Consider the following 19,634-nt stretch of genomic DNA (forward strand, 5'->3'; position numbering starts at 1 on the left):
CCTGCACAATCCTAAAAGCTCGCTCAAATGCTTGTTTTTAAAGGACTTAACAGAGGTTAGACTATTGGCACGACGGCTGCTTTGTCTGTTCTATAGAAGAACAATCGGAGCTACGCCCATGAACAGCACTCTTTTGCTTGCAAACGCAATTGCTCTGGCGGTTTTGGTGAGCTTCCATTTTATGCCCGCAAGCGACTCGCCGGAGCCATTGGCTCAGCGCATGCCGCATTACTTGCAGGTACAAAAAGCACCCCAACTGGCAGTACTGAGCGATCAGAGCACCTCTACCCCGCAGGCCGTCAGTAACTCTGAGCAGGTGCGACCAGCACTGACCTCCGAACATCTGGTTTTTTGAAATATCTTCAGGAGTACAACATGTCCAAGTCAGCTGCGGGATTTCTGATCCTCGCCCTTTTGAGTGGCGTTGTGCATTTATCGCTGTTCGAGGGCGCTGAAATCACCCTGCCCCTGATTGGCTGCGCCGTTTTTGCCGTGCTATTTGTGCTGGCATTGGCAGCAGGACGAAAAATCAAATTTGATCCGGTTTTACGCTGAGCCTGATCAGACGCAAGAGCACATTGACAGCGTCCGCCAAGTCTCCGGAATTGTCGACAAGATGAACTGGCCCATCACTTGATCTCCTATCCTTGAATAACGCATTGCGAGCCAGTCTTGCGTCAATTTGTTCAAGCGTTTCCCTGCCACGCTTGAGCAGACGCTCTCGCAGCACTTCATCCCTGACCGTCAGCAAAACCGGCACCAGCGCTGGATAGCATTCCATCGCTTGACGAAGATTTGCCCGAGAGCCATTGACCAGTACATGCTGTCCAGCACTGAGCCTTTGATCCATTTCCACGGCAATCCCGTAGGCAAGACCATTGGCACGCCAAGCCAGCGAGAAATTGCCAGCATGCTCGCGACGCTCGAACTCTTCCGGTGTTACACCGATAGCATCCTCCCCTACCGATTCGGAAGATCGAGTGATCACCCGGCGCATCACCTGGCAATTCAAAGCACGTAATGGCTCCCGAGCTGCCTCAATCAGACTGTCCTTGCCTGAACCGGAAGGCCCCATCAAATAAATTAACTTGCCATCCATCCTGAAAACGCCCTCCAGCGGGTGCCTGCCACTAGTAAATCGGCAATTTGCCACTATCCTGTACAGGTAAGGAACAAGGATGCAGAACCCACATAGCATGCACGTTCTGATGCCTTCGGACATCAATTGATGTGCGGCAGGAAGCGGGCAAGGATGCGGACAGAGGCGAAGATTTCAAACCAGTCCGCATTTCTGATAATTGGTGCTGGCATTACGCCTTTACCCAGCTCAATATTTGTCACAGAATTGACGCCAATGATCTGGCAATTTTGAGGCATGATGCGGGCCTCTTAACAATTCAGGTTGAACCATTTGGCGCGGATGCTTGTCCTACCACACATCCTGCGGCCAATCCCGAGAACCGCTCCCCTGAACTAACCGGTTAAATATATGCGCCCATTGAAACAGGCAATTTATTCCAGCCGTACGGCTGACAAGTTCGTCGTACGTCTGCCAGACGGAATGCGTGAACGCATTGCCGAGGTGGCTCGCAATCATCATCGCAGCATGAACTCCGAGATCATTGCGCGCCTTGAGCAGAGTCTTATTCAGGAAGGTGCACTGGGCGAAGAGCTGAGCATGCGCCTGGACAGCCCGGAGCTGTCGTTGCACGAGCGTGAGTTGTTGCAACGTTTCCGCCAGCTATCTCATCGTCAGCAAAATGCTTTGGTGTCCTTGATTGCCCATGACGCCGAAATGGCAGCAGACGCGTCCTGAGCCATACCGAACATCTCAAGCCAGCTTAACTGCTGGCTTTTTTTTGCGCGGCATTTGAGATTTCGCAGACACAAAAAAGCCCGCCAATTGGCGGGCAGTTTCGCTAATACCGGTCAGAGCAGGAAGATGGTCGCCAGCCCCAGGAAGATGAAGAAACCTCCACTGTCCGTCATCGCAGTGATCATCACGCTCGCCCCCATCGCCGGATCTCGTCCCATCTTCGCCAGAGTCATAGGGATCAGCACCCCCATCAACGCAGCCAGCAACAGATTCAGCGTCATCGCTGCCGTCATTACCACGCCCAACGACCAACTGCCGTAGAGCAGATAAGCAACGACGCCGATCACACCACCCCAGACCAAGCCATTGATCAAGCCCACCGCCAACTCCTTGCGCATCAGACGCGAGGTATTGCCAGTGCTTACCTGATCGAGCGCCATGGCGCGAACAATCATGGTGATCGTCTGGTTACCGGAATTGCCGCCGATACCCGCCACGATCGGCATCAGTGCCGCGAGCGCCACCAGCTTCTCGATCGAACCTTCGAACAGACCGATCACTCGAGAGGCGACAAACGCAGTGATCAAATTGATCGCCAACCACGCCCAGCGGTTACGCAGAGATTTCCAGACCGAAGCGAAGATATCTTCTTCTTCGCGCAGACCGGCCATGTTGAGAACTTCGTTTTCGCTTTCCTCACGAATCAGGTCGACCATTTCGTCGATGGTCAGACGTCCGATCAACTTGCCGTTCTTGTCGACTACAGGGGCCGAGATCAAGTCGTAACGCTCGAATGCCTGCGCGGCGTCATAGGCATCTTCGTCCGGGTGAAAACTCACCGGATCGCTGGCCATCACCTCGGCAACCTGTTTCTCAGGATCGTTGACCAGCAAGCGCTTGATCGGCAGCACACCCTTGAGCACGCCGTCGTAATCGACCACAAACAGCTTGTCAGTGTGGCCGGGGAGCTCTTTGAGTCGACGCAGATAACGCAGAACCACTTCGAGACTGACATCCTCACGGATGGTCACCATCTCGAAGTCCATCAACGCACCGACCTGCTCCTCGTCGTAAGACAGAGCCGACCGTACGCGTTCACGTTGCTGGTTATCCAGGCTCTCCATCAGCTCATGGACGACGTCTCGCGGCAGCTCGGAAGCCAAGTCAGCAAGTTCGTCGGCGTCCATGTCCTTAGCCGCAGCCAGGAGTTCGTGATCGTCCATGTCGGCGATCAGCGTTTCACGAACAGAGTCGGATACTTCGAGAAGAATATCGCCGTCGCGATCAGCCTTGACCAATTGCCAGAGCGTCAGACGATCATCCAGCGGCAAGGCTTCAAGGATGTAAGCAACGTCGGCGGAGTGCAGATCATCAAGCTTGCGTTGCAGCTCGACGAGATTTTGTCGGTGAACCAGATTTTCGACGCGATCGTGATGCGCGCCTTCCTGGCGGTGAGTCAGGTCTTCGACGACCCGCTGACGCTGCAGCAGTTCGACGACCTGAGCCAGGCGATCCTGCAGGCTTTCTTGTGTTTTCTTTACTTCGATTTCAGACATAGGCGAACTCCACTCCCAGCAGCGGGGCACGCCGGAAGGATCAATCAGTCAATTCATGATTGGTGAAACGGGGTACTGAGTAACTACTGGGTAAGTCCATGGAGGTTTTCCATAAGCCCCGGCGGGGCTGACGGGCGCAATGATACACCGCCTGACGGTTTAAAACGTTAAAAAATCGCGGTCGAAACAAGCGCTTGCGAAACAAACCTGAGCGCTGTCCTGATCCCTGCAAATGCGACGACTCATCCTGAAAAGAAAACACACCAGCGTTGAAAGATGTAGCGTCTACCCTTGAGAGTAGATCGTCATGGAGGACGTCGAATGCCATTGAAACCATCCCACCTTGTGCTCACCTGCCTGCTCTGCCTGCCTCCCACCGGGGCCGCCCTTACCCTCCATCGCTGCGAAGCCGTCGATGGCAGTATCACCTTCACATCGATGAGCTGCGCCCAGGGAGAACGGCGCTCAGTACAGGAAGTCCACCCCTACTCACCCGGATCGGTTGTGGCAGTGACGCCGGAACACAACCACGAGGAAACATCAGGCATGACAACCAAAGGCCGCGAACCAGGCATCATTGGCCACACCGAAGACAAATGCGGAAATCTGATCGACGCCAGACAACGTCGCGCCGCGATCATAAATCAACGCGTGATTGCCGGCATGAGTCAGCAAGATGTCGAAAGCGCGCTAGGCAAACCGGACAAGGTGAATATTCGAACATCGACAACGAGCTATCGATACGACCTCAAGCGGGGCCGTAGTGCTCAAATAGAATTTGACGAGAGAGGATGCGTGAAGGCAAAAGCCAAATCGCGGACAGCAAAAAGCCCGCGTTAAACGCGGGCTTTTCGGTATATGGTGCACTCGACAGGATTCGAACCTGTGACCGCTCGGTTCGTAGCCGAGTACTCTATCCAGCTGAGCTACGAGTGCATTTGTGTTTTTAACCCAGACCACAACTGAGTGAAGCCAAGTTATCTGCATTGCTGCAACTAACTCTTAAATGGTGCACTCGACAGGATTCGAACCTGTGACCGCTCGGTTCGTAGCCGAGTACTCTATCCAGCTGAGCTACGAGTGCATTTGTGTTTTTAGACCAGATCACATCTGGTTGAAGCCAAGTCATTTACATCGCTGTAACTGACTCTTAAATGGTGCACTCGACAGGATTCGAACCTGTGACCGCTCGGTTCGTAGCCGAGTACTCTATCCAGCTGAGCTACGAGTGCATTTGTTGCGCCGCATTATAGCCCGTCTAATCTCTATTCCAACCACTTTTTCTATTAATTTCAACAACTTACAGAAAAAGCCAGATTACGACGTACTAAGCAAATAATGGCGGAGAACGGGGGATTCGAACCCCCGACACCCTTGTGAGGTGTACTCCCTTAGCAGGGGAGCGCCTTCGGCCACTCGGCCAGCTCTCCGCAACACGGGGCGTATCTTAACCAACCTTTTCCCCGTTTGCAAACATAAAAATCGATAAAAATTAATGGCTTGGTTCTTCGTCCTTCTCTTTCTTTATACGCAGGTAAATTTCCTCACGGTGCACGGCAACCTCTTTCGGGGCGTTGACGCCGATACGCACTTGGTTTCCTTTAACGCCGAGCACGGTCACGGTGATTTCGCCATCACCGATAATCAGGCTTTCTGCGCACCGACGAGTCAGAATCAGCATACCTTTCTCCTCACGCAATTCAGTTCAGGGACAACAGTCTGCAAAAAAAAGGCACCCGACCTACAACCGGAGCGATCGTAGCCCTACATGCCTGAGTATTGACCAGCGCGAGCAAAAGAACAGTTCAGGGCTCGCGCCATTCAAAAAATAAAGGGCGCGGTCAGACCGCGCCCTTCAGTTGAACGGAATTACTCGCCTTGACGGGCCGGCGCATCCAGTTCGAAAGCCGTGTGCAGGGCGCGCACGGCCAGTTCCAGGTACTTCTCTTCGATGACCACGGAAACCTTGATTTCCGAAGTCGAGATCATCTGGATGTTGATGCTTTCCTTGGCCAGGGATTCGAACATGCGGCTGGCCACACCTGCGTGGGAACGCATGCCGACGCCGACGATCGAGACCTTGGCAATCTTGGTGTCGCCAACCACTTCACGGGCACCAATCTCGCGAGCGGTGTTTTCCAGCACGGTCTGTGCGGCCTGGTAGTCGTTGCGGTGCACGGTGAAAGTGAAGTCGGTGGTGTTATCGTGCGCAACGTTCTGCACGATCATGTCGACTTCGATGTTCGCGGCACTGATCGGGCCGAGAATCTTGAACGCCACGCCCGGGGTGTCTGGCACGCCACGGATGGTCAGCTTGGCTTCATCGCGGTTGAAAGCGATGCCGGAAATGATCGGCTGTTCCATGGTTTCCTCTTCATCAATAGTAATGAGGGTGCCCGGACCCTCCTTGAAGCTGTGCAGTACGCGCAGCGGAACGTTGTACTTGCCGGCGAATTCCACCGCACGGATCTGCAACACCTTGGAACCGAGGCTGGCCATTTCCAGCATCTCTTCAAAGGTAATCTTGTCGAGACGCTGAGCGACCGGCACAACACGCGGGTCGGTGGTGTAAACGCCATCAACGTCGGTGTAGATCTGGCACTCGTCAGCCTTCAACGCAGCAGCCAGCGCCACGCCAGTCGTATCGGAACCGCCGCGACCGAGGGTGGTGATGTTGCCGTGCTCGTCGACGCCCTGGAAACCGGCGACAACCACCACGCGACCGGCTTTCAGATCACCACGAATCTTCTGGTCATCAATCTGCAAGATACGCGCTTTATTGTGCGCACTGTCGGTCAGGATCCGCACCTGATTACCGGTGTACGACACCGCCGGCACACCGCGCTTGATCAGCGCCATGGCCAACAGGGCAATCGTCACCTGCTCACCGGTGGAAACGATCACGTCCAGTTCTCGCGGAACCGGTTGAGTGTCGCCACTGATTTGCTTGGCCAGATCGATCAGACGGTTGGTTTCGCCGCTCATTGCAGACAGCACGACCACCAGGTCATCGCCGGCATCGCGGAATTTCTTAACCTTGTCGGCAACCTGCTCGATTCTCTCGACGGTACCGACCGAGGTGCCTCCAAATTTCTGTACGATCAAAGCCATTTCAAAGCCGCCTCTGCCCATGAAGGGCGCCCAATAATCACTCGAACAGCCGCCCGGCCCGCCACTAGACTGCGGGCCGGACGGACTGCCTTATAAACCCTGCTCGACGAATGGAACGGTCAGCGCCAATGCGCCATCCAGCGCGCCGGCGTCGATACCGCCGCCCTGCGCCATGTCCGGACGACCACCGCCCTTCCCGCCCACTGCCGCAGCAGCCTGCTTCATCAAATCACCGGCTTTGAGTTGGCCAGTCAGGTCCTTGGTTACGCCTGCAACCAATACGACCTTTTCCTCATGGACACTGCCGAGCAGGATCACTGCGCGACCGAGTTTGTTCTTCAACTGATCAACCAGCGCCAGCAGCGCCTTGGCGTCCTGACCATCCAGACGTGCGGCCAAAACCTTCACGCCTTTGACGTCCAGAGCCGAGGACGACAGATCGTCGCCCGCAGCGCTGGCCGCCTTGGCTTGCAACTGCTCGAGTTGCTTCTCCAGTTGGCGGTTGCGCTCCAGCACAGCCGACAGCTTGTCGATCAGGTTGTCGCGGCTGCCCTTGACCAGGCTGGCCGCTTCCTTGAGTTGTTCTTCTGCGGCATTCAAGTAGGCCAGTGCCGCAGCACCGGTGACTGCTTCGATACGACGTACACCCGAAGCCACACCGCCTTCGCTGATGATTTTCAGCAGGCCGATGTCGCCGGTACGGTTGGCGTGGATACCGCCGCACAGTTCGACGGAGAAGTCGCCGCCCATGCTCAGCACGCGCACGCTGTCGCCGTACTTCTCGCCGAACAGCGCCATCGCGCCTTTGTTCTTCGCCGTTTCGATGTCGGTTTCTTCGGTTTCAACGGCGGAGTTCTTGCGGATCTCGGCGTTGACGATGTCTTCCAGTGCTTTGATCTGTTCCGGCTTGATCGCTTCAAAGTGGCTGAAGTCGAAACGCAGGCGCTGACTATCGACCAACGAACCTTTCTGCTGAACGTGCTCGCCGAGTACTTGGCGCAGTGCGGCGTGCAGCAAGTGCGTGGCCGAGTGGTTCAGCGAAGTCGCGTGACGCACTTCCGCGTCGACGTGAGTTTCCACCGGCGCGCCAATGGTCAGGCTGCCCGAGTCCAGCACACCGTGGTGCAGGAACGCGCCGCCGGTCTTGGTGGTGTCACGCACGTCGAAACGGCTGCTGCCGGCCTGAAGATAACCGCAGTCGCCGATCTGGCCGCCGGATTCAGCGTAGAACGGCGTCTGATTCAGAACAATCACCGCCTCTTCGCCTTCATTCAAGACGTCGACCGACTGGCCATCTTTATAGATAGCGACGATTTTTGCCGAACCGCTGGTGTCTTTGTAACCGGTGAACTCGGTGGCCACATCGACCTTGACCAGGGTGTTGTAGTCCAGACCGAAGGAGCTGGCCGAACGCGCGCGAACACGCTGGGCTTCCATCTCACGCTCGAAACCGGCTTCGTCGACCGTCAGGCTGCGCTCACGTGCGATGTCGGCGGTCAGGTCCATCGGGAAACCGTAGGTGTCGTAGAGTTTGAACACCACGTCGCCCGGCACCACGGTGCCCTTGAGTTCCAGCAGATCCTGCTCGAGGATCTTCAAGCCGTGCTCCAGAGTCTTGGAGAACTGCTCTTCTTCAGCCTTGAGCACACGCTCGATGTTGCTCTGCTGCTTCTTCAGTTCCGGGAAGGCTTCGCCCATCTCGGCAACCAGTGCAGCAACGATCTTGTAGAAGAAGCTGCCGGTGGCGCCCAGCTTGTTGCCGTGACGACAAGCGCGACGGATGATCCGGCGCAGCACATAACCGCGACCTTCGTTGGACGGCAGCACGCCATCAGCGATCAGGAAACCGCACGAACGGATGTGGTCGGACACCACTTTCAGCGAAGACTGATCGCCGTTTTCGCAACCGATTGCCTCAGCCGAAGCTTTTAGCAGGTTCTTGAACAGATCGATGTCGTAGTTGGAGTTGACGTGCTGCATCACCGCACTGATCCGCTCCAGGCCCATGCCGGTGTCGACCGACGGCGCTGGCAACGGATGCAACACGCCATCGGCGGTGCGGTTGAACTGCATGAACACGTTGTTCCAGATCTCGATGTAACGGTCGCCATCTTCTTCCGGCGAGCCCGGTGGGCCGCCCCAGATGTGGTCGCCGTGATCGTAGAAAATTTCGGTGCATGGGCCGCACGGGCCGGTATCGCCCATGGTCCAGAAGTTGTCGGAGGCGTAGGGCGCGCCTTTGTTGTCGCCGATGCGGATCATGCGCTCGACCGGCACACCGATTTCTTTGGTCCAGATGTCATACGCTTCGTCATCCGAGGCGTAGACGGTGACCCAGAGTTTTTCCTTCGGCAGTTGCAGAACGCCGGTCAGGAAGGTCCACGCGTAGGTAATCGCGTCCTTCTTGAAATAGTCACCGAAGCTGAAGTTACCGAGCATTTCGAAGAATGTGTGGTGACGAGCGGTATAACCGACGTTTTCCAGGTCGCTGTTCTTGCCACCGGCACGCACGCATTTCTGGCTGCTGGTTGCACGGGTGTACGCACGTTTTTCCTGGCCCAGGAAGCAGTCCTTGAACTGGTTCATCCCCGCGTTAGTGAACAGCAGGGTTGGGTCGTTGCCCGGAATCAAAGAGCTGGAGGCTACACGGGTGTGGCCTTGCTCTTCGAAGAAGCGAAGGAAGGCTTCACGGATTTCTGCGCTTTTCATTAGGTTCTTCCACGGAGGCTGCGGCCAAAGGCCTGTTCGAAACGTCAACAGACGAAGCGACGGCAAAGGGCCGCATTATATCGGCCCTGCGCGCGGGGTACAGCGTGTTTATACGATAGAAACGGTCAATTGGACGGCTAACGCTGTCACTTGCGCGAAAACTCGACAAATGTCGCGATCACTTGCTCGATTTGCGAGCGGTTGACGTCCATGTGCGTGACCATACGCAGACGTGCGGCGGCGCTCAACTTGATCCCGCGTTCGCCGGCAAAGGCCTTGATCGCTTCGGCTTTGTCGCCCATTTGCACATAAACCATGTTGGTTTGCACGGGTTCGACGATGAAACCTGCTTCACGCAGACCGTCGGCCAAAAACTGCGCGTTGGCGTGGTCATCCGTCAGACGCTCGACGTTGTGATCCAGCGCGTACAGCCCCGCTGCTGCCAGCAGTCCGGCCTGACGCATGCCGCCGCCGACCATTTTGCGCAAACGGCGAGCCTTGGCGATCAATTGCTCGGAACCGCACAACACCGAGCCGACCGGCGCGCCGAGGCCTTTGGACAGGCAGACCGACACCGAATCGAAGTACTGAGTGATTTCCCGTGCATCGATGCCTAGCTTGACCGCGGCGTTGTAAAGGCGCGCGCCGTCGAGGTGCAGTTGCAAGCCTTTGTCCTGCGTGAAGCGACGGGCGCGGGCCAGATACTCCAGCGGCAACACTTTGCCTTGCATGGTGTTTTCCAGCGCCAGCAAACGGGTTCGGGCGAAATGGAAGTCGTCAGGTTTGATCGCTGCGGCGACCTGATCCAGATCCAGCGAACCGTCAGCCTGCACTTCCAGCGGCTGTGGCTGGATCGAACCGAGCACCGCCGCGCCACCGCCCTCGTACTTGTAGGTGTGCGCCTGCTGACCCACGACGTACTCGTCGCCGCGCTCACAGTGCGCCATCAACCCCAGCAAGTTGCTCATGGTGCCGGTCGGCACGAACAACGCGGCGGCGAAGCCCAGACGTTTAGCCAACTCTGCTTCCAGACGATTCACCGTCGGATCTTCGCCGTACACATCGTCACCGGTGTCCGCAGCGGTCATCGCGTCGAGCATGGCGGGAGTCGGTTGGGTGACGGTGTCGCTGCGAAGATCGATAACGCTCATGAACCTGGCCTCTAATCAGCAGGGGAAATCCCTTTACGAAGTGGGATTACTGCGGTCATTGCGTGGATTAATCAACCCTTGCGCAAGGAAAAGTCGTTTCGAGCCGTCAAAAAATTCGATGACAATCATCAGAAAGGCGCAATGCACAGATACACAATCTGTGTTAAAAACGCTGCGCCGCCCGAGAAAGGGCGGCAAAAACGTTCTCAGGGCGGGGTGCAATTCCCCACCGGCGGTAATTGCGCGCAATGCGCATAGCCCGCGAGCGCTTGGCGGCGAACACGGCATTAAGCGGTGATCGACGGCAAGGTCAGCAGACCCGGTGTGATTCCGGGGCCGACGGTCATAGTCCGGATGAAGAGAGAACGGGATTAACGCCAAAGGGCCGTCCGCGTGCATTCGTGCGTGCGCTCGTACCCTTGAATCCCTTTCGATTCATAACGCCCTGTTTTTCACACAAACAGGAGTCAGAACATGCAACCCACCGCTATCGACAGCAAAAGCAAACACCCTCATGGCGAGCGCGTCGCGTTCATCCAGGCCTGCTGGCACAAGGAAATCGTCGACCAGAGCCGTAAAGGCTTCGTCGCCGAAATGATTGCCTTGGGTTATCAGGAATCGGACATCGACATCTTCGAAGTCGGCGGCGCCTTTGAAATGCCCCTGCACGCCAAATTGCTGGCCAAGACCGGCCGTTATGCCGGCATCGTCGCGGCAGCCTTGGTCGTGGACGGCGGCATCTACCGTCACGAATTCGTTGCCCAGTCGGTGGTCAGCGGCTTGATGCAAGTACAACTGGAAACTGAAGTGCCGGTGTTCTCGGTGTCGCTGACGCCGCATCACTTCCATGCTGGCGACGAACATCAGAAATTCTTCTTCGAGCACTTCGTACACAAAGGTCAGGAAGCGGCGCGCACTTGTGCGGATACGCTGCAGAAGGTTCGTGCGTTGCGTCGCACCGAGCCGCGTGCTGTAGCGGTGTAAACACGATGAGTGAGATCTGTGGTCTCACTCATTCCCCTGTGGGAGCGAGCTTGCTCGCGAAAGCGGACTGACAGCCAACTCAAATGTTGAATGCCAGATTGCATTCGCGAGCAAGCTCGCTCCCACAGGGTTATATGTCAGACCGGAAATTGGATCAGGCGAGATTTTCGTCGGTGGTGGGGACAATCAGGATGCCCGCGCGCAAACCGTTCTTGACCTTGGGGTTTGGGAAGATAATCCGCGCGCCCTCTTCCTCGATGATCCAGCGGGTATTGGCCAGATCTTCGGCCAGCACATAACCCACTTCCAACTCGGAAAAGTTTTCGATGTCCTGTGGCAGGTTCAAGCGGAACGCATCGCTGTGCTTGATGATTTCCCGGGCGACGCTGAACAGCTGCAAACCGTCCAGCTGCGCTTCAGCCATTTCCGGCTCGGTGCCTTCAATGATCTGCTTCAAACGGGTTTCCAGCAGCGAGACGTTAACTCCGTCGTTCTGTCCGAATGGCCGCGCCTTGCCCAGTTCCAGCGTGAAGGACTCGGCAGCGAGTTTGTCGTAGGTATAAGAGCTGAACACGATCGACGGCTTGTTCTGCAACAGCACCGCTTCCATCCCGGCAGCGCGCAGGCGCGCCAGCTCAACACGTGAATGCTGACGACCTTCCTTCCACGGATACAAGGCAAACTGCTCGATCTTCGAACCGCGAATAGCGGTGTGCAGGTCGTAATGCAGACGCTGGCGATCCGGTTTGCTGAAAAAGCTTGCCGCCAAACGCTCCAGCTCACAGGCTCGCAGCGCTTCGCTGCCACTGCTTTGTTCATGACGGCCGTTGAACAGCCGATTGACGTCCTGCTCGATGAAACGCTCGCCTTTGCGAATCGCCTCGGGGTTACCGAACAGAAACAGAATGCGTGCGCGCGGCTTCAGATCGCCGCGAGCGATGTCGTGCAGCAACCGATCAAGCAACTCGATCGGTGCCGTTTCGTTGCCGTGGATACCTGCCGACAGCAGCAGGTCCAGGCCATTGTCGCGTGCTTCCGGCGGCCGGACTTCCAGCGCACCTTCGCTCAACCAGCGCATACGCACGCCTTCGACAGTCAGTTGAGTCTTCTCCGCCGGTTCGCGGCCGGCGAGGGTCAGTTCAAGCAGTTTGCCGAGGGCGAGCATAGAGCGGTTTCCTTAGTGGTCGTGGTTGCAATCCGGGCCGTGCACGTGGTCTTCGTCGTCGACGACGTCAGCCGGTTCCATTTCCAGTTGCAGACTTACCAGATTAGTCGCCAATGGGCGCAGCAGCAGGTTGGCGTACTCGGCATCACCTTCTTCAACGTCCACGCCAATCAGCAGTTGGCCACGGCCGTCCTGCTGAATCCACAGCTCTTTGCCTTGCCACATGACCGCGACGCGGGTGCAGGAAGTCTCCAGTTGCGTGCCGTCGGTGTCTTCAAGGATCAGCTGCAGGGAATCGCTCATGTTTTTACTCTCTTGGGTAGACAAGCCGCGCGCCGCGGTCAGGCGACACGCCGGCCATCAATTGATCTGGAATGGATAAACCGCGCCCAGTTTAAGGATTTGCGTCAGTTCATCCAGTGCCGTCCGGCATTCAAGCAGCAATTGCGGATCCGCCAGATCGGTTTCGCTCAGGCGGTCGCGGTAGTGCTTTTCAACCCATGCGGTCAACGAACCGTACAACGGTGGCGTCATGATAACCCCTGGGTTGACGGCCGCCAGTTCGGTTTCGTTAAGCGCGACGCGCAGTCGCAGGCATGCCGGGCCACCACCGTTCTGCATGCTTTGCTTGAGATCGAAGACTTTCACTTCGCGGATCAGACCGCCAGAGCTGGTCAGGCTTTGCAGATACGCCCACACGCGCTCGTTGGCCTGGCACTCTTGCGGCACGATCAGCAGCATCGAACCGTCAGGACGCGACAGCAATTGGCTGTTGAACAGGTACGAACGCACTGCGTCATCCACGGTGACTGCCGAACGCGGCACACACACGGACTGGAAGTTACCGCCGACTTTGGCGAGTTTGCTTTGCAGCTCTGCCAGCATCGACTCGGTGTCGAGGAACGCGTCCTCGTGATAGAACAGCACCTCGCCATTGCCCACGGCGATCACGTCGTTGTGGAACACGCCCTGATCGATCACGTTCGGGTTCTGCTGGGCGAAGACCACGCCTTCATCACGCAGCCCGTGCAAGCGGGCAACCGCTTGCGACGCTTCGAGGGTCTGACGGGCCGGGTACTTCTGCGGCGCCGGGAAACGGTTGTCGAACGCGCTGCGACCGAACACGAAGAACTCGACGCCCGCCTCGCCGTACTCACGGCAGAAACGCGTGTGGTTGGCTGCGCCTTCGTCACCGAACTGTGCCACGGCCGGCAATGCGGCGTGATGGGCGAAGTGCTGCTGATTGGCGAACATCGCACCGAGCACGCGACTGGTGGTCGGGTGTTCGATGCTGCGGTGGTACTTGCAGTTGAGGTTGGCGGCGGTGAAATGCACACGACCGTCAGCGGTGTCAGCACTCGGGCTGACCGTGGCGGCGTTGGCCACCCACATGCTCGACGCCGAGCAACTGGCGACCAGCAGCGGCATGGCTTCTTTGGCGGCGCGCTCGATAACCTGAGCGTCGGTGCCGCTGAAACCCAGACGGCGCAGAGCGGCCACGTCCGGACGTTCCTGCGGCGCCAGCACGCCTTGCTGAAAGCCCATCTCCATCAGCGCTTTCATCTTCGCCAGACCTTGCAGCGCCGCTTCCTTCGGGTTCGAGGATTGCTGGCTGTTGCTCTGCGAGGCAACGTTGCCGTAGGACAGACCACCGTAGTTATGGGTCGGCCCCACTAGACCGTCAAAATTGACTTCATAGGATTTCATCAGCGAGGCTCCACGAGAATCTGTTGTTATAGGCTTCAGTAACTATTCTTCAAGACCGCGGTGCGGCCATCGCTGGCAAGCCAGCTCCCACAGTGATCGCGTCCTACACAAAATGTGTCAACGCCTCCAACCCTGTGGGAGCTGGCTTGCCAGCGATTTGGCATCACGCCATCTTCACGCCGGGCGTCAGGGCCGATGGCAACACCAGGCTCGGGGTTTCCAGCGACGCCACTGGGTACGCGCAGTAATCCGCTGCATAGTAGGCGCTGGCGCGATGGTTGCCCGAGGCACCCACACCGCCGAACGGCGCGCTGCTCGCAGCACCGGTCAGCTGTTTATTCCAGTTGACGATCCCGGCGCGGCTTTCCAGCCAGAACTGCTGATAACGCGCTTCGGAATCCGACAGCAAACCAGCGGCCAGACCATAAGCAGTGTCATTCGCCTCAGCGATCGCCGCTTCGAAATCGACGTAGCGGATCACTTGCAGCAACGGGCCGAACAGTTCTTCGTCCGGACGCTCGGCAACCGCGCTCACATCGAGAATGCCCGGAGTCAGCAGCGCGGCTTGCGCCTGCGGCTGCGTCATTGCCAGCAGCGACACCGCGCCGTTGGCCAACAGATGTGCTTGAGCGTCCATCAGCGCTTTCGCCGCGCCCAGGGAAATCACCGAGCCCATGAATGGCGCCGGTTGTTGGTCGAATGCGCCGACTTCAATAGTCGAGCTGACCTCAACCAGTCGCTTCAACAGGCTGTCGCCCCATGCGCCTTGCGGCACCAGCAGACGGCGTGCACAGGTGCAACGCTGGCCGGCAGAGATGAACGCCGACTGAATAATCGTGTAGACCGCCGCATCCAGATCCGCGACCTGATCAACAACCAGCGGGTTATTACCGCCCATTTCCAGCGCGAGGATCTTGTCGGGACGACCAGCGAATTGCTGGTGCAGATGATTGCCCGTGCGGCTGGAACCGGTGAAGAACAGACCGTCGATGCCCGGGTTCGCCGCCAGCGCGATGCCGGTTTCGCGAGCGCCTTGCAGCAGGTTCAAAACGCCTGCCGGCAGACCGGCTTCGATCCAGCACTTGACCGTCAGCTCGGCGACTTTAGGAGTCAGCTCGCTTGGCTTGAACAGCACGCTGTTACCCGCCAGCAGCGCCGGAACGATGTGGCCGTTCGGCAGGTGGCCGGGGAAGTTGTAAGGACCGAACACCGCCACCACACCGTGCGGCTTGTGCCGCAGTACGGCGGTGGCGTCGCCCAACGGGCCGCTCTTCTCGCCGGTACGCTCGCGGTAGCTCTGCACCGAGATCGCGATCTTGTTGACCATGCTGGTGACTTCGGTCGCGGCTTCCCACAGCGGTTTGCCAGTCTCTTCACCAATGGTGCGAGCCAGTTCGTCAGCGTGGTTTTTCAGCGACGCGGCGAAAGCCTCAAGCACGGTGATGCGCTCGTCCAGCGAACGACACGCCCAACCCGGAAACGCCTGACGCGCAGCCTGCACCGCCGATTCAACCTGAGCTGTGGTCGCGCCTTCCCCCGACCACAGCACTTGCTGGGTCACCGGGTTCAGCGATTGAAAAGCTTCGCCCTGACCGGCCAGCCACTCACCTGCGATGTATAGCGAATTCATTATTTCGACTCCCGTGCAGCGGACAACGCCACGGCGCGCACTTGATCGCCAGCGTTGAGTTGAAGACGTTTGGCGGTCTGTGGATCGACCACCAAGGTGCCGGCAGCGAGACGCGCCGGCGCAGCGGTGATGCGGCAGTCTTCGCGCTTGCGGTTATGGATGATGAACGGCGTGGCGTCATCGCCTGGCGTACCCACGGCCAGTACCAGCGCTTCGCTGTCACGCACCGCGCGGATCTTGCCGGTTTCGCATTCGATGGCCGGGCCGGCGTCAAAGATGTCGACGTAACCCTGGTAGCTGAAACCTTCACCCTTGAGCATGGCCAGTGCCGGCTCGGTATCTGGGTGCACCTGACCGATGACGTTACGTGCGCCCTCGGAGAGGAAGCAGGTGTACAGCGGAAATTTCGGCATCAATTCAGCAATGAAGGCCTTGTTGCCGACACCCGTCAGGTAATCGGCCTGGCTGAATTCCATTTTGAAGAAGTGCCGACCGAGGCTTTCCCAGAACGGCGAACGACCGGCGTCATCGGAGACACCGCGCATTTCAGCGATGATCTTGTTGCCGAACAGTTCCGGGAATTCAGCGATGAACAGCATCCGCGCCTTCGACAGCATGCGACCGTTCAAACCACTGCGGTAATCGGCATGCAGGAACAGCGAGCACAGCTCGGAATTACCGGTCAGGTCGTTGGCCAGAAACAGCGTCGGAATCTCGCGATAGATGTTCAACTCTTGCGAAGCGCTGACCGTCAGGCCGACCCGGAAGTTGTACCAAGGCTCACGCATGCCGACCGCGCCAGCGATCGCAGAAATCCCCACCACGCGGCCGTCATCGTCTTCGAGCACGAACAGGTAGTCCGCATCGCCACGGCCGGCTTCGCCGCGAAAGGTCTTCTCGGCCCAGCCGACCCGATGGGCCAGACGTTCTTCGTTGGCCGGCAAAGTCGTGAGGCCGGTGCCAGTGCTGCGGGCCAGGTCGATCAGAGCGGCTAAATCGCTGCTGCGTACGGGACGAACAATCATGCTATCTCCTCAAACGGGCCGCTTTCGCCACCCGTGAAACTCGCTAAGGCGTTAAACCGCCACCAGGCGCACGCTGGCACCTTCACCGACGCCAAGGGCTTCGGCCGCTTCCAGATCCAGAGTCACCGGTTTGCCCGGCGCGTAATCCAGCTCTAACAGCACCGCGCGGTAATCCTGCAACTGCGCGTTGGCCACCAGATACTGGCGCCCGGCACCTTTGACCGGCTCGCCGATCTTCACCGGCACCACACGGCTCTGGGCGATCGAACGAATCCCCGAAACGCGTGCATGCAGGGTCGGGCCACCGTCGAAAATGTCGATGTAGTGATCAGTCTCGAAGCCTTCGCGCATCAGGATGTCGAAGGTGATCTGCGCACGCGGGTGCACCTGCCCCATCGCCTCTTGGGCGGAGTCCGGCAGCAGCGGCACGTAGATCGGATAATGCGGCATCAGCTCGGCGAGGAACGTGCGGCTTTTCAGCCCGCACAGGCGCTCGGCTTCGGCGTAGTTGAGATCGAAGAAGTTGCGACCGATCGCGTCCCAGAATGGCGAGTCGCCGTTCTCGTCGCTGTAACCGACGATCTCGGTCACTACCGAATCGGCGAAACGCTCCGGGTGGCTGGCAACGAACAACAGACGGCCACGGGAATTGAGCTCGGACCACGGCGAACCGACCAGCTCGCGCTGCACGTAGAAACTGGTCAGCAAGCTGTTGCCGGTCAGGTCGTGGCACTGCGAAAGCACGTGGATCTTGTTGTGGATCTTCAACTCGCGGGAAGCGTGGACGAAGGTCTCGTTGCGGAAGCTGTAGAACGGCTCCGAGTAACCGGCCGAAGCGACGATGGCCGAGCAGCCGACCAGCTTGCCGGTAGCGGAGTCTTCGAGGACGAAGAAGTAGCTCTCTTCACCATTGAAGCTCACTTCAGCTGCGAACGAGGCTTCGCTCGCGGCGATCTTGTCGCTTAGACGTTCCACGTCATCCGGCAAGGAAGTGACACCAATCGGGCTGTCCGCAGCCAGACGCTGTACCTCGCCCAGATCAGCCATTTGCGCGGGGCGCATCACCAGCATGGTGTCACTCCTTTCTCTTATCAATTCACAGAAAAAAACACCGGACACTGTGGGAGCGAGCTTGCTCGCGAAAGCGGTGTATCAGTCAGCATAGATGGCGACTGAAACTCCCTCTTCGCGAGCAAGCTCGCTCCCACAATGAATCTCACCGGCATCAAAAATTGGGTTCGACGCCTGAAAAAACTCCAGGCGCCGAAGGGTCTATCAGGCTTGCGTCAGTGCTTCGGCAGCGCGCTCGAAACGATCCAGACCGGCATCGATATCAGCGTCTTCCACCACCAGGCTCGGGGCGAAACGGATCACGTCCGGGCCGGCTTGCAGAATCATCAGGCCTTCTTTTTCAGCGGCGTTGAAGATGTCTTTGGCCTTGCCCTTCCAGGCATCGCTCAGCACGCAACCGATCAGCAGACCGAGACCACGTACTTGAGTGAATAGGCCGTACTTCTCGCCGATCTGTTCAAGGCGTGCCTTGAACTTGTCGTGCTTGGCATTCACGCCGTTCAGCACTTCAGGGGTGTTGATCACGTCGATCACCGCTTCAGCGACCGCGCACGCCAGCGGGTTGCCGCCGTACGTGGTGCCGTGAGTGCCAACGACCAGATGTTTGGCCAGCGCTTCGGTGGTCAGCATCGCCGCGATCGGGAAACCGCCGCCCAGGCTCTTGGCACTGGTGAGGATGTCCGGGGTCACGCCGTAATGCTGGTAGGCGAACAGCTTGCCGCTGCGGCCCATGCCGGTCTGCACTTCGTCGAACACCAGCAGCGCGTTGTTCGCGTCGCACAGTTCGCGGGCGCCTTGCAGGTAAGCCAGTTCGGCTGGCAGCACGCCGCCTTCACCTTGAATCGGTTCCAGCACGACCGCACAGGTCTTGTCGGAAACGGCGGCTTTCAGCGCGGCCAGATCGTTATAAGGCACGTGGGTGATGCCGGTGATTTTCGGGCCGAAACCGTCGGAGTACTTCGACTGGCCACCGACGTTAACGGTGAACAGCGTGCGGCCGTGGAAGCTGTTCAGCGCGGCGATGATTTCGTACTTCTCGGTGCCGAAACGGTCGAACGCGACACGACGGGCCAGCTTGAACGCGGCCTCGTTGGCTTCAGCGCCGGAGTTGCAGAAGAACACGCGCTCGGCGAACGTGGCGTCGATCAGCTTGTGCGCCAGGCGCAGGGCTGGCTCGTTGGTGAACACGTTGGATACGTGCCACAGCTTGTTCGCTTGCTCGGTCAGTGCACCGACCAGCGCCGGGTGCGCGTGGCCCAATACGTTAACGGCAATCCCGCCGGCGAAGTCGATCAGCTCGCGGCCGGCCTGATCCCAGACACGGGAACCGGCGCCACGCACCGGAATGAAAGCGGCAGGCGCGTAGTTGGGAACCATTACCTGGTCGAAATCGGCGCGTTGTACCGCAGCGTGCTCAACGGACATCGGAGTCTCCTGATGAGGGCCACCCGCCTGAAACTGGCGAGCGATGGGGGGATTGTAAGGACAGTTTTCTGCCCGGCCTTGTCGCCAAGCGACAACTTCTTATAGCGCAAACCCCGGATTTTCCCGGGTTTACGGCAATGCGACAAATAGCGTCGCAAAGGCGCAGTTTAACTGGCGCTGCCGATTTGCGGCAGGCGGCAGAGAATACCAACTCAACCCTGCGACAAAGATATAAATATGTACCGCACAAGGGTGGCCAGTTCCTGATTTGCTACGCGTTCTTT

Annotated in this window: 19 protein-coding genes, 4 tRNA genes and 1 riboswitch; of the genes, 5 read left to right on the forward strand and 18 right to left on the reverse strand. The window is 58.2% G+C overall.

Annotation, left to right across the window (positions count from 1 at the left end; translation table 11 throughout):
• The first annotated feature begins 118 nt into the window (after nucleotides 1-118).
• The gene (locus ACZ0A4_RS16400) at nucleotides 119-355 is read left to right on the forward strand and encodes a hypothetical protein (protein ID WP_463575588.1); all 237 of its coding nucleotides are present in this window, start codon (nucleotides 119-121) and stop codon (nucleotides 353-355) included.
• A 20-nt stretch (nucleotides 356-375) separates the two neighbouring features.
• A complete protein-coding gene (locus ACZ0A4_RS16405) occupies nucleotides 376-555 on the forward strand; it encodes a PA3371 family protein (protein ID WP_463575589.1) in 180 nt (59 codons plus the stop codon).
• Here the strand turns inward: ACZ0A4_RS16405 and phnN are convergent.
• Both phnN and ACZ0A4_RS16415 read right to left on the reverse strand, forming a co-directional pair.
• Nucleotides 530-1,099 (reverse strand): phosphonate metabolism protein/1,5-bisphosphokinase (PRPP-forming) PhnN, encoded by a 570-nt coding sequence (gene phnN, locus ACZ0A4_RS16410; protein ID WP_463575590.1) that lies wholly within the window; start codon nucleotides 1,097-1,099, stop codon nucleotides 530-532. The genes ACZ0A4_RS16405 and phnN overlap by 26 nt on opposite strands.
• 122 nt (nucleotides 1,100-1,221) lie before the next feature.
• Nucleotides 1,222-1,377: a hypothetical protein gene (locus ACZ0A4_RS16415; protein ID WP_171057399.1), complete on the reverse strand. Its 156-nt coding sequence runs from the start codon at nucleotides 1,375-1,377 to the stop codon at nucleotides 1,222-1,224.
• Nucleotides 1,378-1,489: 112 nt separating this feature from the next.
• On the opposite strand from ACZ0A4_RS16415, the gene ACZ0A4_RS16420 reads away from it, so the two are divergent.
• On the forward strand, nucleotides 1,490-1,816 hold the full coding sequence (locus ACZ0A4_RS16420; protein WP_003178899.1) for an Arc family DNA-binding protein: 327 nt from the start codon (nucleotides 1,490-1,492) through the stop codon (nucleotides 1,814-1,816).
• 113 nt (nucleotides 1,817-1,929) lie between these two features.
• Here ACZ0A4_RS16420 and mgtE read toward each other — a convergent pair whose 3' ends face one another.
• The gene (gene mgtE, locus ACZ0A4_RS16425) at nucleotides 1,930-3,372 is read right to left on the reverse strand and encodes a magnesium transporter (protein WP_463575591.1); all 1,443 of its coding nucleotides are present in this window, start codon (nucleotides 3,370-3,372) and stop codon (nucleotides 1,930-1,932) included.
• Nucleotides 3,373-3,693: 321 nt separating this feature from the next.
• On the opposite strand from mgtE, the gene ACZ0A4_RS16430 reads away from it, so the two are divergent.
• Complete coding sequence (locus ACZ0A4_RS16430) at nucleotides 3,694-4,212, forward strand: cell envelope protein SmpA (RefSeq protein WP_463575592.1); 519 nt, start codon at nucleotides 3,694-3,696, stop codon at nucleotides 4,210-4,212.
• A gap of 19 nt (nucleotides 4,213-4,231) precedes the next feature.
• Here ACZ0A4_RS16430 and ACZ0A4_RS16435 read toward each other — a convergent pair.
• The 8 genes from ACZ0A4_RS16435 to ltaE all read right to left on the reverse strand — a co-directional run bounded on the left by ACZ0A4_RS16435 (nucleotide 4,232) and on the right by ltaE (nucleotide 10,343).
• Nucleotides 4,232-4,308 (reverse strand) — tRNA-Arg (locus ACZ0A4_RS16435).
• 71 nt (nucleotides 4,309-4,379) lie between these two features.
• Nucleotides 4,380-4,456, reverse strand: a tRNA-Arg gene (locus ACZ0A4_RS16440).
• 71 nt (nucleotides 4,457-4,527) lie between these two features.
• Nucleotides 4,528-4,604, reverse strand: a tRNA-Arg gene (locus tag ACZ0A4_RS16445).
• A 107-nt stretch (nucleotides 4,605-4,711) separates the two neighbouring features.
• Nucleotides 4,712-4,802 (reverse strand) — tRNA-Ser (locus tag ACZ0A4_RS16450).
• Between the two features lie 62 nt (nucleotides 4,803-4,864).
• Nucleotides 4,865-5,053, reverse strand: a complete 189-nt coding sequence (gene csrA / locus ACZ0A4_RS16455) for a carbon storage regulator CsrA (protein ID WP_002554426.1) — start codon at nucleotides 5,051-5,053, stop codon at nucleotides 4,865-4,867.
• Nucleotides 5,054-5,241: 188 nt separating this feature from the next.
• Nucleotides 5,242-6,483: an aspartate kinase gene (locus tag ACZ0A4_RS16460; protein ID WP_007919332.1), complete on the reverse strand. Its 1,242-nt coding sequence runs from the start codon at nucleotides 6,481-6,483 to the stop codon at nucleotides 5,242-5,244.
• A gap of 90 nt (nucleotides 6,484-6,573) precedes the next feature.
• A complete protein-coding gene (gene alaS / locus ACZ0A4_RS16465; RefSeq protein ID WP_463575593.1) occupies nucleotides 6,574-9,192 on the reverse strand; it encodes an alanine--tRNA ligase in 2,619 nt (872 codons plus the stop codon).
• A 146-nt stretch (nucleotides 9,193-9,338) separates the two neighbouring features.
• Nucleotides 9,339-10,343, reverse strand: coding sequence for a low-specificity L-threonine aldolase (gene ltaE / locus ACZ0A4_RS16470; protein ID WP_463575594.1), 1,005 nt, complete (start codon nucleotides 10,341-10,343; stop codon nucleotides 9,339-9,341).
• Nucleotides 10,344-10,541: 198 nt separating this feature from the next.
• Nucleotides 10,542-10,714, forward strand: a riboswitch (FMN riboswitch).
• A gap of 103 nt (nucleotides 10,715-10,817) precedes the next feature.
• On the opposite strand from ltaE, the gene ACZ0A4_RS16475 reads away from it, so the two are divergent.
• A complete protein-coding gene (locus ACZ0A4_RS16475) occupies nucleotides 10,818-11,327 on the forward strand; it encodes a 6,7-dimethyl-8-ribityllumazine synthase (protein ID WP_016983960.1) in 510 nt (169 codons plus the stop codon).
• A gap of 154 nt (nucleotides 11,328-11,481) precedes the next feature.
• Here the strand turns inward: ACZ0A4_RS16475 and astE are convergent, their stop codons facing one another.
• The 7 genes from astE to ACZ0A4_RS16510 all read right to left on the reverse strand — a co-directional run bounded on the left by astE (nucleotide 11,482) and on the right by ACZ0A4_RS16510 (nucleotide 19,350).
• A complete protein-coding gene (gene astE / locus ACZ0A4_RS16480; RefSeq protein ID WP_463575595.1) occupies nucleotides 11,482-12,492 on the reverse strand; it encodes a succinylglutamate desuccinylase in 1,011 nt (336 codons plus the stop codon).
• Between the two features lie 12 nt (nucleotides 12,493-12,504).
• Nucleotides 12,505-12,795 carry a topoisomerase II gene (locus ACZ0A4_RS16485; RefSeq protein ID WP_463575596.1) on the reverse strand — a complete coding sequence of 97 codons (291 nt, stop codon included), beginning with the start codon at nucleotides 12,793-12,795 and terminating at the stop codon, nucleotides 12,505-12,507.
• A 57-nt stretch (nucleotides 12,796-12,852) separates the two neighbouring features.
• Nucleotides 12,853-14,199 carry an N-succinylarginine dihydrolase gene (gene astB / locus ACZ0A4_RS16490; RefSeq protein WP_463575599.1) on the reverse strand — a complete coding sequence of 449 codons (1,347 nt, stop codon included), beginning with the start codon at nucleotides 14,197-14,199 and terminating at the stop codon, nucleotides 12,853-12,855.
• Nucleotides 14,200-14,362: 163 nt separating this feature from the next.
• Nucleotides 14,363-15,832, reverse strand: coding sequence for a succinylglutamate-semialdehyde dehydrogenase (gene astD / locus ACZ0A4_RS16495; RefSeq protein WP_463577576.1), 1,470 nt, complete (start codon nucleotides 15,830-15,832; stop codon nucleotides 14,363-14,365).
• The gene (gene astA / locus ACZ0A4_RS16500; RefSeq protein WP_160041483.1) at nucleotides 15,829-16,854 is read right to left on the reverse strand and encodes an arginine N-succinyltransferase; all 1,026 of its coding nucleotides are present in this window, start codon (nucleotides 16,852-16,854) and stop codon (nucleotides 15,829-15,831) included. Before astA ends, astD begins: the two co-directional genes overlap by 4 nt.
• Nucleotides 16,855-16,905: 51 nt before the next feature.
• A complete protein-coding gene (gene aruF, locus ACZ0A4_RS16505) occupies nucleotides 16,906-17,925 on the reverse strand; it encodes an arginine/ornithine succinyltransferase subunit alpha (protein WP_016983955.1) in 1,020 nt (339 codons plus the stop codon).
• A 204-nt stretch (nucleotides 17,926-18,129) separates the two neighbouring features.
• On the reverse strand, nucleotides 18,130-19,350 hold the full coding sequence (locus ACZ0A4_RS16510; RefSeq protein WP_463575600.1) for an aspartate aminotransferase family protein: 1,221 nt from the start codon (nucleotides 19,348-19,350) through the stop codon (nucleotides 18,130-18,132).
• Between the last annotated feature and the right edge of the window lie 284 nt (nucleotides 19,351-19,634).

The sequence above is a fragment of the Pseudomonas sp. AC172 genome (genome assembly GCF_979258595.1).